General features: G+C 37.8%; 13 protein-coding genes and 1 pseudogene. 2 read left to right on the top strand and 12 right to left on the bottom strand.

All coding sequences use genetic code 11. The features are described 5' to 3' along the window. Positions 1-287: 287 nt before the first annotated feature. The 5 genes from glnD to ACY45D_RS10740 form a co-directional block, all read right to left on the bottom strand. Positions 288-2,954 (bottom strand): [protein-PII] uridylyltransferase, encoded by a 2,667-nt coding sequence (glnD, locus tag ACY45D_RS10760; RefSeq protein WP_463106746.1) that lies wholly within the window; start codon positions 2,952-2,954, stop codon positions 288-290. Between the two features lie 84 nt (positions 2,955-3,038). Further along, positions 3,039-4,259: a formate-dependent phosphoribosylglycinamide formyltransferase gene (gene purT / locus ACY45D_RS10755; protein WP_463106745.1), complete on the bottom strand. Its 1,221-nt coding sequence runs from the start codon at positions 4,257-4,259 to the stop codon at positions 3,039-3,041. A 140-nt stretch (positions 4,260-4,399) separates the two neighbouring features. Next, positions 4,400-4,789, bottom strand: a complete 390-nt coding sequence (locus ACY45D_RS10750; protein ID WP_463106744.1) for a tautomerase family protein — start codon at positions 4,787-4,789, stop codon at positions 4,400-4,402. Between the two features lie 82 nt (positions 4,790-4,871). Next, entirely contained in the window at positions 4,872-5,213 is a 342-nt protein-coding gene (ygaH, locus tag ACY45D_RS10745) for an L-valine transporter subunit YgaH (protein ID WP_463106743.1), read from the bottom strand. Position 5,214: 1 nt separating this feature from the next. Continuing rightward, a complete protein-coding gene (locus ACY45D_RS10740; protein ID WP_463106742.1) occupies positions 5,215-5,952 on the bottom strand; it encodes an AzlC family ABC transporter permease in 738 nt (245 codons plus the stop codon). A gap of 102 nt (positions 5,953-6,054) precedes the next feature. Here ACY45D_RS10740 and ACY45D_RS10735 point away from each other — a divergent pair, with 102 nt between their 5' ends. Next, positions 6,055-6,537 (top strand): hypothetical protein, encoded by a 483-nt coding sequence (locus ACY45D_RS10735; RefSeq protein ID WP_463106741.1) that lies wholly within the window; start codon positions 6,055-6,057, stop codon positions 6,535-6,537. Positions 6,538-6,724: 187 nt separating this feature from the next. Here the strand turns inward: ACY45D_RS10735 and ACY45D_RS10730 are convergent. Further along, positions 6,725-7,039: pseudogene (locus ACY45D_RS10730) on the bottom strand (hypothetical protein); the annotation flags it as partial. A gap of 187 nt (positions 7,040-7,226) precedes the next feature. Next, positions 7,227-7,922: a Crp/Fnr family transcriptional regulator gene (locus tag ACY45D_RS10725; RefSeq protein ID WP_463106740.1), complete on the bottom strand. Its 696-nt coding sequence runs from the start codon at positions 7,920-7,922 to the stop codon at positions 7,227-7,229. 116 nt (positions 7,923-8,038) lie between these two features. Here ACY45D_RS10725 and ACY45D_RS10720 point away from each other — a divergent pair, with 116 nt between their 5' ends. Further along, on the top strand, positions 8,039-8,569 hold the full coding sequence (locus ACY45D_RS10720; protein WP_463106739.1) for an Mpo1 family 2-hydroxy fatty acid dioxygenase: 531 nt from the start codon (positions 8,039-8,041) through the stop codon (positions 8,567-8,569). Between the two features lie 105 nt (positions 8,570-8,674). Here ACY45D_RS10720 and ychF read toward each other — a convergent pair whose 3' ends face one another. The 5 genes from ychF to ACY45D_RS10695 form a co-directional block, all read right to left on the bottom strand. Then, positions 8,675-9,766, bottom strand: a complete 1,092-nt coding sequence (ychF, locus tag ACY45D_RS10715) for a redox-regulated ATPase YchF (RefSeq protein WP_463106738.1) — start codon at positions 9,764-9,766, stop codon at positions 8,675-8,677. Between the two features lie 154 nt (positions 9,767-9,920). After that, the gene (locus ACY45D_RS10710) at positions 9,921-10,622 is read right to left on the bottom strand and encodes a haloacid dehalogenase type II (protein ID WP_463106737.1); all 702 of its coding nucleotides are present in this window, start codon (positions 10,620-10,622) and stop codon (positions 9,921-9,923) included. A gap of 165 nt (positions 10,623-10,787) precedes the next feature. Next, positions 10,788-11,447, bottom strand: coding sequence for a methionine ABC transporter permease (locus ACY45D_RS10705; protein ID WP_463106736.1), 660 nt, complete (start codon positions 11,445-11,447; stop codon positions 10,788-10,790). Further along, on the bottom strand, positions 11,428-12,498 hold the full coding sequence (locus tag ACY45D_RS10700; RefSeq protein ID WP_463106735.1) for a methionine ABC transporter ATP-binding protein: 1,071 nt from the start codon (positions 12,496-12,498) through the stop codon (positions 11,428-11,430). The genes ACY45D_RS10705 and ACY45D_RS10700 overlap by 20 nt, the downstream gene beginning before the upstream one ends. Positions 12,499-12,610: 112 nt before the next feature. Further along, on the bottom strand, positions 12,611-13,474 hold the full coding sequence (locus ACY45D_RS10695) for a MetQ/NlpA family ABC transporter substrate-binding protein (protein ID WP_463106734.1): 864 nt from the start codon (positions 13,472-13,474) through the stop codon (positions 12,611-12,613). Between the last annotated feature and the right edge of the window lie 183 nt (positions 13,475-13,657).

The raw sequence follows: 13,657 nt of genomic DNA, 5'->3' as shown, positions 1-13,657 counted from the left end.
TGCACTTCGCCTGAAATATATTTCAATCTTGTTCAGGCTCGACCTGAGAGATAATATCTCGCAAGACTTTCGGAAAATGAGAAGTGGAGCTTCGCAAGAAAACCGTCTTGCGGAACATTGCTCCTCACCGCAAAGCTCGTTCACTACCATCTTTTGATTAATGTACCGTAGAAACATACTATTACAAATCTTGCGGAATATATTCCTCATGTCTTAAACAAGTTGCGAATGACGTTTACGCGTATCGAAATTTATTTATAAGCTTATTAAGTTTGAATTAAAAAGCTTTAATGCTGACCAAAAATTTGACTAGAAGCTTCATCCAATGCTGCTTTTAATTTTGCAGCAAAGACTTCGACTTCTTCATCATTCAGTGGTTTACCATCTTTTTTAGTGACAAAGAAAATATCCTCTGCTTTTTCACCGAGTGTGGCAATTCTAGCAGAGTGGATATCCAATCCTTGCATCATAAACAACCCACCAATACGTGCTAACAAGCCGGGTTGGTCTAGTGTCGAAATTTCCACCATATTTTGACCCAAGGCTTCATTGAGTGTGATATCAACGGTATTTTCAATGTCAAAATGGCGTAATTGACGTGGAATACGACGTTGCATTAAACCCGGATATTTATCAGATTCACTGATCGCTTTGACTAAAGCTGTTTTTACTGTTTGTTCACGTTCTGGATCAGTGAGAAGTGTACCAAAACGGTCTAAAACCACATAAGTATCTAAACTAAAGGCTTTGGTTGCTGTGATAATACGTGCATCTTGTACATCCAAATTCATACGATCCAAGATTGCAACAGTGGTCGCAAATAAGTTGGGTTGATCTTGTGTATAAATAAAGATTTGTACAGCATCTTGTGCTGCTTTGCGGTGCGCTCGCATGAGTACTAATGGTGCAGGGTTGTCGCCGTGCTGTAAAATGGCGCGAGTATGCCATGCAATTTCATCTGCCGATTCTTTGAGGAAATACTCATCCCCAAGTTCTTGCCAAACTTTTTCAACTTGCTCTAGTGGAAACTCATTGACCAGTACTTCACTTGCAGAGAATTTGGTATCTTCAATTAACATTTGATAATCGACAGGGCGTTCTAGACCTGAACGAATCACATCACGAGCATGTGTGTACAATTGACGCATCAAAGAAGAGCGCCATGTATTCCAAAGTTTTGGATTAGTCGCATTAATATCGGCCACTGTTAAAGTGTAGAGATAGTCTAGATGCTCCATATCACCGAGTTTTTCAGCAAATGCTTTAACAACATCTGGGTCTGAAATATCTTTTTTCTGCGCCGTCATCGACATCAATAAATGGTTTTGAATCAGCCATGCAACCAAGTTGCATTCACGTTCAGTAAAGCCATGTGCCTGACAGAATTCAATTGCATCTTCTGCACCTAGCTCACTGTGGTCTCCGCCACGGCCTTTGGCAATGTCATGAAATAATGCGGCTAAAAATACGATGTCACGACGGACTAAACGTTGAAAGACTGAACTTACGACAGGGTAATCTTTTGCAAATTCAGGTTCTTTAAAACGATTTAAATTTCGAATCAGTAATAAAGTATGCGCATCTACTGTGTAAATATGAAATAAATCATATTGCATTAGCCCCAAAATCTGACCAAAAGCAGGAATATAATTGCCCAATACACCATAGCGTTTCATTGCAACCATGGTTTCATATAAACGATGCGGTGAACGAATAATCGCCATGAATAGAGCTTGATTGGCTGGGTTCGCACGATAAGATTGATCGATTCGTTTTGCAGCTAAAGTCAACAATCTTAAAGTGCGTGCACGGATTCCTTCAATTTCAGGACGGTTCGCCAATAAATAGAAAATTTCTAAAATTGCACTTGGATTTTCAGAGAAAATTTTATGATGTTGAACGGCAAGTTTGCCATCAACCAATTTAAAATGTTCATTAATACTTTCGATTTTACGTTCATAGTTAGGCAAACGTGGTGTGATGACTGATTCATTGAAATATGCCAATAGCATTTCATTGAGTGTGCTGACTTGTTGCGCAGTTCGATAGTAACGTTTCATGAACTGTTCAATTGGGTAGTTTGGATGATGGTCATCCTCACGGTTATAACCAAATTTTGCAGCAATATCACGTTGATAATCAAACAATAAACGATTTTCATCACGTTTGGTTAAACGATGTAAATGGTGACGAATTTCCCAAAGGAAATTTTCAGCATCTTCTAAAACACTCAATTCAAATTCTGAAATAAAACCTAAGTGGACGAGGTCATAAATGCGATTAACACGAAAATGTCGTTTGGCAATCCAACCAATTTGATTAATATCTCGAATACCACCCGGTGCATTTTTAATGTCTGGTTCTAGGTTGCTTTCGGTATTGTTATGTTGAGCATAACGACGAGCTTGCTCATCCATCTTGGCATCAAAGAATGTTCGATCTGTCCACGTTTGTGAAACAATTCGTCTAGGCCATTTAATAAGATGTTGATCACCTGTAATTAAACGCGCTTCGATCAGGGTTGTTGCAACGGTTAAATCATTGGTGGCTTGTTCAAAGCATGACGGAATTGAGCGAACGCTGATCCCCGGTTTGAAATTCCCCACATCCCAAAGTGATGAGATAAATGAGGTAACCTTTTTTTCTTGTGCTTTGGTCAATTCATCTTTGGAAAGCACCATGATATCGACGTCGGAATACGGCAACATCTCACGTCGCCCATAACCACCCACTGCAAAAAGACCAAATTCCTCTTGATCAAGCTCAGCATGATTCCAAAGAAAAGTTAAAGCCTGATCGATCAAGTTTGATCGTGTGCGAATAATATCTCGGATTGGAGAACCATGATCGAAAGCCTCATTTAACTGTTGTTCGACAATGCTACGCCATTGGGTAATGCCTTGAATGTCGTGATTATCGTTTACATATTCCAACAGAGGAGAGGTGTTGATCATGGAGATATTGTCCGAAAATTATGGGTTAATTCTTTTGGGCGTTTGGCTAAAATCATTTCAATTTTAGCCAATAATGCAAAGCATTTATGAAATGTCAGCAGTGCCTAAATGAACAGTCACTTTTGATGCAGCTTCAAAAGCAAGTTCACGTGCTTTATCTGTATTTTCAGCGCGTGCAGTTGCTACGCCCATACGGCGACGTTTAAAGCCTTCAGGTTTTCCAAAAAGACGTAAATCTGTATTTGGATTTTGCAAAGCAAAATTCAAGCCAGAATAAGAAAGATTACTTGCATCTACTCCCGCATAGATGACTGCGCTCGCAGCAACACTATGGCGTTGTGTATTTACAGGTAAACCTAAAATTGCACGTGCATGTAATTCAAATTCACTTTGGAATTGTGATGCAAGCGTGACTAAACCTGTATCGTGTGGGCGAGGAGATACTTCACTAAACCATACTTTATCTGCTTTTACAAACAGTTCTACCCCAAAAATACCGCAGCCACCCAGTGCCACAGTCACTTTATTGGCAATACGTTTTGCTTCAGTTAACGCTGCTTCGGTCATCTGTTGAGGCTGCCAGCTTTCAACATAATCGCCTGCATCTTGACGATGTCCAATAGGGTCACAATATGAGGTTTCAATTACACCTGTTTCAGGATTTTTAGAACGGGCTGTGAGCAGTGTGATTTCAAAGTCAAAATCAATTTGTGATTCAACAATGACGGTGCCTTGATTGACACGACCGCCTGTTTGAGCATATTCCCATGCCGCATCAACTTCAGAAAATTCTTTAACGCGAGATTGACCTTTACCCGATGAAGACATCACTGGTTTTACAAAGTTAGGATAACCAATATCATCACATGCAGCACGGAAACTTTCTAAGGTATCAGCAAAACGATAAGCAGATGTCGGTAAGCCTAATTCTTCAGCTGCTAAACGACGAATACCTTCACGGTTCATTGTGAGATTAACCGCTTTTGCAGAAGGAATGACGGTCGCAATGTTCTGTTGTTCTATTTCAACAAGCACTTGAGTTGCAATGGCTTCGATTTCAGGAACAATTAAATCAGGTTTGACTTTTTCTATGAGTGCTTTTAATTCTATAGGATCTGCCATATTTAAGGCATAAGAGAAATGCGCAACTTGCATGGCTGGTGCATTTTCATAACGATCGGCAGCGTGTACTTCGACACCAAGACGTTGTAGGGAAATGACCACTTCTTTACCTAATTCACCCGATCCCAAAAGCAAGACCTTAAAAGCTGAAGGTTGAAGTGGAGTACCAATTGTGACGCTCATGCGATTCTTCCATGCTTAGAATTTATAAGGTTTAAGCATAGCAGAACTAGGGCGAGTGTTAAGGGGGAATTGAGATAAAATCTTGATATTGTCTAACAGCAGAGTAGATATAGTAATTGCATTTAAAAATAGTGTTCTGTTTAGACATTCACTTTGTAATTCAATACCAGTTCATCCGCATTTTGACCCCGTATTCCCCAATTCTCTTTGGGTGTTTCAAAAATAGTAATTTCGATATCATTGATACCAATACCACATTGTAAGTGTATATTTTCAATCAATTTTAAAATGAATGCTTTCTTTGCTTCTTTAGAACGACCCTCGAACATTGATATCTCAATGATGGTGTATAAATCATTTCGATCAGCAGGATAAATGAAGTTCTCTTTTTCTAAAGGAATGAAACGTTGAAATATTTTCTCTTTTGGGTATGCCAAAGATTCGACAAGTGCTTCATGAATGGCATTTGAAAGTTTGATTCTAAGTTGTGCAATTGTTTCATTTAATGCATAAATTTTGATTTGTGACATGATATTTTTCTTTATTTATAATCAATACCTATTATCCCTCATGCTTTTTAAATTGAAAATAGTAACGAAAGACTTTATTTGATTACAGCGGTATATAGGTATAAACCAAACCATAGGCCAAAGCTGCTGTTAACGTCGCTAAAACAATACGTTTAAACTTAAAATACAGTCCAGTGAGGACAATAAACCCAACCAACATTGCGACACTTTTATTCGGTGTTTCAATTAAAGGTGGCAGGGTCGCAACAATAAGCATCGAACTAATCGCTGCAATGCCAATACTACTTAAAGCGATTCTTAACCACGTTGCACCACGGTTCTGCGTATTTTTTTGCGTTTTTTGAATCACGTAGAATGGCCCAAAACGTGAAGCAAAGTTTGCAATACCGACCAATATCCCAACCAATATAATGTGTAAATCCATCTTAAACACTCACTTCATCATGTTGTTTGAGGACATAATATTTAAATAACCCTGCCAAAATACCCGACGCAATCCCGATAAAAATTGCAGCAGACATATTGATAAAATAACATGCGATCGCTGAAACGATTAAAGATACAGCAACCACAAAAGTATATTTTTTCTCAAAGGCTGCAAGTAAGAAGCTTAGGAATAAAGCAGGCAGTAAGAAGTCCAAAGCGGCTTGTAAAAATTGCGGTAGATGACTGACTTGATCTGCAAATAAACCACCTAAAAATGAACCGAGTGCCCATGATAGCCAACTAAATAGACTCAGTCCAAGCATCCATGATTCTGACCATTCTTGGCGACGTTGTGACAGTTTAATCATGCCCGCAGCAAAAACTTCATCGGTAAGTCCCCACGCCCAAATCGCCGTTTTCTTCATATTTAAACGGTCTTGAATTAAATTTTGCAATGCAGGGCCATATAAAACGTGACGAATATCTAAAGCAATCACAGTGAGTGCTGTCATCCAAATCGAAGTACCACTGCCTAAAAGTGCAACGACTAGGAATTGGCTTGCTCCTGCATACATCGAACAGGATAGAAATAAAGCTTCCCATGCACTAAAACCGAATTGTGTTGCAGAAACGCCAAAAGCAAAAGACACAGGTAAATATGTAAAGATAATGGCTTGACTATCTTTAGCGCCTTGCCAAAAACCAGCAGCAACGACTGGAGAATTGTGTTTGGACACGATACACCTAAGCGAGGGAATAAAACAAAAACGAAATCAAGATTGTGTATTTTACCTGAATTTAATAGCATAGTGCCGAAATGTTTATTTAGGCGTAACTTGATGTTCGCAATTCAGTCGAAAGTTTTATTGAGTATGAGCTTGGTGATTAGTGCGATAACTTTATCAGCTTGTGGTAATTCATCCACTGAACCTAAAGAGAAAGTCGAGATTAAAACTGCGCCTAAACTGACCAATGATGCAACGACGTATGCCAATGAAGCTTGGAAACTAATGAACCAAGTTGATCCATTTGTATATCGTAAACAATTAAATTTGATTCAGGAAAATGTACGTAAACCTGTGCGTAAGCTCAGTACAGACTGGCGTATCAATGTCAAAATGACGGATTCTGTGACTGAAGGAAAATATGCTTTGTGTCGTAAAGCTTTGACCAGTTTAGATTCGTGGGCGAGAGCGACATTGGAAAAAGATGGACAACTTGTCAAAACTCAACAAGAATATGAACGTGACAAAGCACAGTGTAAAGATGCAATAGATCACCCGAGTTTAGGTAATACCAAAGCCAATACTAATCTTTTCTAGTTTTGTGTTTTCTTATTTATTGATTTTAAAAATGGCGAAATTCTAATTTCGCCATTTTATTTGATCACTGATTTTATATTAATCAAGGTTTCAAAGGATTTGTTGAAGCAGTTTTTACAGCTTTGTCTTTTGCATCTTTGGTCATTTGAGTTTTTGTTTCTACCTTTGCCTTTGTTTGGGTTGCTGCTTTGGTTTTTGCATCAGCCTCAGTTTTCACTTTAGACGTTGTCTCTGTTTTTGCTTTCAGGGCAGTTTCTTTAGATTTGTCTGTTGCTGTTTTTGTAGAGGTTGTTGCTTTATCTTTGGCCTTTGTTGCATCAGCTTTGGCTTTTGTTGTTTCGGTTTTCGCTTTCTGAGTTGCACCATTTGCCGCTACACATGAGCCACCTTTATGGTTTGGCCCAGTTCCACCAACCAGCGTTGTACCTTTCGGACATGCAAAAGCTGAAGCACTCAGTAGTGTGAAAAGTCCAGCGGTAACAAGTGTTGTGATTTTTTTCATATTTTCATCTTTGGTATCATGGCATCGGCGCCTAAACAAAAATATAAATCTATTTTATGTAAAGCGGAATAGATCATTTGTATATTTTAATGATGAAAATGATTATAAATTCCAGTTATTTAAGCTTGGTTTAATGTTCACCATCATTTTTTAATAGAATAATTTTCGCGTGATTTATTTTCAATACTTACATTGCTGAATACGCCAATGAATGAAGCTTTTGAATATCAAGGATTTCTACTTTTCTAAAGGCAATTTTTAAAATACCTTGTTGTTCCAATAAGTGTAATTCTTGGTTAATGGTTTGTCTTGAACACATCAGCATTTGGGCCAATTGCTCTTGTGATAGATGAATAATATGGTTTTCAATTTGCACATGATTGCCATAGCCATTCAAAATAAAAAGCAGTCGTTGAGCCAGTCTTTGACTGATGTTTAAGGTTTGAATCGCAATCAGTTCAAGAAAGGCGATACGTAATTTTTGACTGGTTAATTGTGCAATATGAAACCAAAACTGTGGATGCTGTCTAAGTATTTCCTCAATAGCGATACTCGAAATTTTTAGAATGGTACTTTTTTCTAATGCAATTGCATGGTGTGAGCGAGGTTGCTGGTCAACCAGTGAAATTTCACCAAACCACATAATCGGTTCAGCAATGGCTGCTATGGATTCATTACCTTCTATATCTATATAACCTAAGCGGACTTTGCCTTGAATGACAGCGTAAATCCCATCAAAAGTATCGCCATGATGAAATATAGCTTGATCGCGTTCTACATATAAGTGTGTTGCGTGTTTGACAATAAAATCTTGAAATAGACTCGGTAGTTGTGAGTACCATACATTATTTTGTAAGACGCTGAGTTCCGTTTCCGTGAGCACATTCAATCCTTATGGTGAGTCTTAAAAATCAATTATTTGTAATTGTCACTTAGCCGACAACTTACATCTGGTTTTTTTTATATATTGAATAAAAGTATTTTACAAGGACGATTGAAATGTCAAAGCTTGAGCAGTTACTGAGTCAATATGCTGCGTACCATCTAGATCATAAAAATGTGATGACACATTTTATTGGTATTCCTATGATTGTATTTTCAATTATATGTTTAACCGCTAGAGCAGGGATCGTGGTTGCAGGTTTTGAGTTCACACTTGCTTTAGTGTTGATTGTGGCAAGTATAATTTATTATTTAAGCCTCGATAAAATCTTCGGTATTCTCATGTTGATTATCTTTGCGATTGCGTATCCATTTGCATATAAAATTGCTCAGATGGGTACGGGTACTTGGCTAATGTTAAGTATTGGCATCTTTGTCGTGGGTTGGGTCTTCCAATTTGTTGGGCATTTTTATGAAAAGAAAAAACCTGCATTTGTTGATGATCTTGTTGGATTAGCCATTGGCCCTTTATTTGTTTTGGCTGAGTTCGTATTCCTACTGGGTTTGCGTAAAGATTTACAAGCGAGAATGTTAGAAGCTGCGAAGAAGCAACGTGCTGAAATGGATGCCAAAGTAGCACATGTATAAACTGGTGATTCAAATGCTATGCAAAGATTAAAAAAATGCCCTGAATGATCAGGGCATTTTTTTCTGTTTTATCTCACAAATCTATTGAAAAGATTTATCTAAGAGTTAAACATTAAAACGGAAGTGTAGAACGTCGCCGTCTTGAACCACGTAAGTTTTGCCTTCTAAGCGCCATTTACCAGCTTCTTTTGCACCAGATTCGCCGTTAAATTGAATGAAGTCATCATAAGCTACACATTCAGCACGAATAAAGCCTTTTTCAAAGTCAGTGTGAATCACACCCGCTGCTTGAGGTGCAGTTGCGCCAACTTTAACTGTCCAAGCACGTACTTCTTGTACGCCAGCCGTGAAGTAAGTTTGCAGACCAAGCAATGAATAACCTGCACGAATCACCACGTTTAGACCTGGTTCTTCCATTCCTAAAGCTTCAAGAAACTCTGCACGATCTTCATCTTCAAGTAGTGAAATTTCAGCTTCGATTTGGTTACATAAAGGAACAACAATCGCATTTTCTTCAGCAGCTAATTTTTTAACAGCGTCTAAATGTGGATTATTTTCAAAACCATCTTCTGCAACGTTCGCAATATACATGGTTGGTTTTAAAGTCATTAAACCAAAACCACGAACCAATTTACGCTCATCATCATCTAAATCAGCAGCACGAGCAGGTTTGCCTTCATCTAGTAATGGCAAGATTTTGTCTAATACAGCTTTAGTCGCAAGCGCTTCTTTATCACCACTTTTTGCTGATTTAGCTAAACGTGTGACTGCCTTGGTTACAGTTTCCAAGTCTGCAAGTGCAAGTTCAGTATTGATTGTTGCGATGTCATCTAATGGATCAATTTTACCATTCACATGGATAACATTTTCATCTTCAAAACAACGTACAACATGAGCAATAGCATCAGTTTCACGGATATTTGCAAGGAATTGGTTACCCAAACCTTCACCTTTAGATGCGCCTGCAACTAAACCTGCGATGTCTACAAATTCCATCGTGGTTGGAATGACACGTTGCGGTTTTACAATGGCTGTTAATTTGTCTAAACGTGGATCAGGTACAGGTACGATGCCTGTATTTGGTTCAATGGTACAGAATGGGAAGTTTTCCGCAGCAATAGCAGCTTTAGTCAATGCATTGAAAAGTGTAGATTTACCAACGTTCGGCAAGCCGACAATACCGCAATTAAAACCCATGAAGTAACTCACAACGTGTTATATAAAAATTGTCGCTGATTTTACATGAAAGCCATGACAAAGTCAGGTCTAAGGTACAAGTTTTAAATGGATCGTCATGATCTAGGTTTAAATTGCTGATTTGGTATCCATGGGTTTATTCATTGGGTCATTATTATTTTAATAAATGAACCAAGTTTAAAAGGTCTGTAGCATGCAGATCATTTTCAGCGCAAGGGCTGATGTCTTTTAATTGGGATGAGCCATACTCATAAGGTCTTTCAATATAAGCTGTGAATAGTCCACATGAACGTGCTGCTTCTAAATCAGAATGATGTGCGGCAACCATCATCACTTGACTAGGCAAGACATCAAGTAATTCGGCAACACCTAGGTAGGTTTGAGGTGAGGGCTTGTACGCTTTGAAGTTTTCAGCTGAGAATATATAGTCCCATGGTAGTTTTGCATTTTTCGCCATATCGACGAGTAAGCGAATATTTCCGTTCGAAAGTGTACAAATAATATATTTTTCTTTGAGTTGTTCTAATGCAGAAACAGTATCTTTCCATGGTGTTAGGCGATGCCATGCATGATTAAGATGAACTTTTTGTGCTTCAGTTAGACTATGAATATGATATTTATCCAATAATTCATCTAAAATTAAACGATGTAAATCATCTATAGATGTCCATGGTAGTTCGCCTGAAAACACTTTATCCATTGCAGGGCGGTAGCCAGCACGCCAATCTAATGCAAACTGATTTGAATCAATCTCTAAATTTAAATTATCGATTTCTTGAACAATAGATGAATGCCAATTGACTACAGTACCAAATACATCAAAAGCAAGTACTTTGATATCATTCAAATTTCGCATAATTTTTTATCCAATTATCTTTTAATTTTGATATTAAGTAAGAAGAGGGGGTATTTATCTACATCGAATATAGCGTTTTTTATTTTATGGGAATAGCGGATGTTTAAAATAAAAAACTGGTTTATTTTAAACATGGCTTTGCTTCTAAAAAAGATCTTAAATTACTCAAACCTTCCTTTTATCTAACTGGCTTGCTAAATGGTCACCAAAAGCTTGAATGATCATGACCAATGCAACCAAGACCACAATAACGGCAAACATGATTTGCATATCAAAACGCTGATATCCATAACGGTAGGCAATATCACCTAAACCACCTGCACCAATTGCACCCGCAATCGCAGACGAATTAATCATGGTAACAATGGTGACTGTAAATCCAGCCACGATACCCGGCAAAGCCTCAGGTAACAGCACATGCCAAATAATTTGCTTACGATTACATCCCATCGCCTGAGCTGCTTCAATTAAACCTTGATCGACTTCACGTAAACTAACCTCAGCGATGCGGGCGAAGAAAGGTGTGGCAGCAAGTGATAAAGGCACTACAGCCGCCCAAACCCCATAACTTGTTCCTACAATCCAACGTGTTAGAGGAATGAGGGCAACCATTAAAATTAAAAATGGAACAGAGCGTGTAATATTAATAATAGAGCCTAAAATATGATTTATTTTCTGAGAAGGATAGATACCTTGTTCAGATGTATTCACCAAAATCACGGCCAAAGGCAAACCAATTAAAAAAGCAAAAAAGGCAGATACACCGACCATCAATAAGGTATCAATCGTACCAGTCAACAGTAAATCAATGAGTTGGTCGTGCATAACCCAATACCTCTATCTGTGCAATTTGATGTTTTAATTTTTCTCGAAGCGATTGGATATCTAAATCTGTTTGTGCTGTAGCAATGATCAAATGACCAATCACATGATTTTGGATATTGTCGATATGGCTTTGGTACAGATGTACAGATTTTTCAAAAATTTGAAAGATTTGCGTTAAGTCTGGTGAATGTCTCGGATCCGTTTCATAACGTAGTTTTAAAATGCTATGCGTTGAATCATCCTGTAATTCAGTATCTACAGAAAAAGGTAGATCAAGTTGTTCTAGATTTAACAACTCTTGGGTAATTTTCTGTTCAGGACGAGAAAATACAGACCAAACTTGCCCAGATTCCACAATTTCACCCTGTTCAATCACTACAACCTGATCACAGATTTCACGAATGACTTGCATTTCATGGGTAATTAAAACAATGGTAATGCCCAATTCGTGATTAATTTTTTTCAATAAAGCTAAAATGACTGAGGTGCTTTCAGGGTCAAGTGCTGAGGTGGCTTCATCACAGAGTAAAATTTCAGGATGATGTACCAAGGCACGGGCAATACCGACACGTTGCTTTTGACCACCAGAAAGTTGCGAAGGGTAGTTGTGTGCTTTATCGCCTAATCCAACCCATTGCAAAACTTCATTTACACGGCTTTCAATTTCAGCTTTATCGACATTGGCTATTTTTAATGGAAGGGCGACATTTTCCCACACCGTTTTGGCAGACATTAAATTGAAATGCTGAAAAATCATGCCAATTTTTTGCCGAATTTGAATAAGCTCAGCGTGATTGGATGCAGATAAATCCTGTTGATGAATGTGAATGCTGCCCTCAGAAATTTTTTCTAAACCATTTAATGTCCGAATAAGCGATGATTTTCCTGCACCACTTTTTCCAATAATGCCAAAAATCTTACCCTGCGGAATATCGAGACTAATATTCTTTAATGCATGTATCTGTTGATCTTGCCCATCATAATATTTATTCAAATTACGAATTTTGATATGTGGGACTGAAAAATCGACCTGTGACCCGAAACTCGCCATTTTAATTATCCTTATTTATTCGTTTAAATACCTTTCACTCTTTTATTTTCCGTATTTGTATTACAGAGCTGTACAGAATGAATGAAAGGCATGAAGCTATGATTTCTAATCTTTACTTCCAGCCTGCAAACCAAAGATTTGCACCAATATCACTATTCAAAGCTTGTTTTACTTTGTCAGAAGTTTGGTAAATTTTAATAAATTCTTGTAAATGCTTGGCTTTTTCAGGATGCTTTTGCTCATAATCATCTTTCACGACAAATAAAATGGCATAGCGAGTATTGGTATTATCATCCAATAACAATGCTTTATTTGGATCGATGGTTTTAGCAAGACGTAGGTACAGCGGGTAACTAAACACGAGATCAGCATCATCAACAGCACGAGCCGTTTGTGGGCCTTCAACTTCAATAAATTTAAAGTTTTTAGGGTTAGCAGTGATGTCTTGCAGATTTGATAAATGGTTGTTTGGGTCTTTTAATGTGATTAATTTCGCTTGTTGTAATAAAAGTAAGGCACGGCCTTGATTCACAGGATCATTGGGAATAACCACACGAGCATGTTCAGGTACAGCATCCAATGAATTGTATTTTTTAGAATACAAACCGACATGTGTTGCCACACCTACATTGAGTGGCTTAAGTTTAAAGTCAGTCTCTTTTAAGGCGTTGCTTAGAAAGGGTTGATGTTGAAAATAGTTAGCATCGATATCACCATGATTTAGCGTAATATTCGGTGTATTCCAGTCGGAAAATTCAACCAGTTTGACATTGATCCCTTGTTTCTTTGCTTCGTCCACAGCCACTTGCAATGGTTTTGCAAAGGGAGGGCTTATACCAATGGTGATGATTTCTGAGCCTGATTTTTTATGTTGATTCCAGTAGAAAAGCCCTGCAATTACGGCAATAATGACAATGCCAAGAATAATGAATTTATTCTTTGATGCATTGTTAGTAGTTGAATTGGTTTGAGTCATCTATAACCCCTTAAAATTTAATTTTTACCTTAAAATGATGTTCAATATATTCCTTCTCCCTTTGGGAGAAGGTTAGGATGAGGGGCTTTTAAGAATCCTCTCCCTAACCCTCTCCTTTAATAAAGGAGAGGGAACTTTCATTGAGAATTAATTACTAATTTCGTTTACAAATGAATGTGAATA

The sequence above is a fragment of the Acinetobacter sp. BZX-2 genome (genome assembly GCF_055179795.1).
This window is presented reverse-complemented; position numbering and strand designations above follow the sequence as displayed.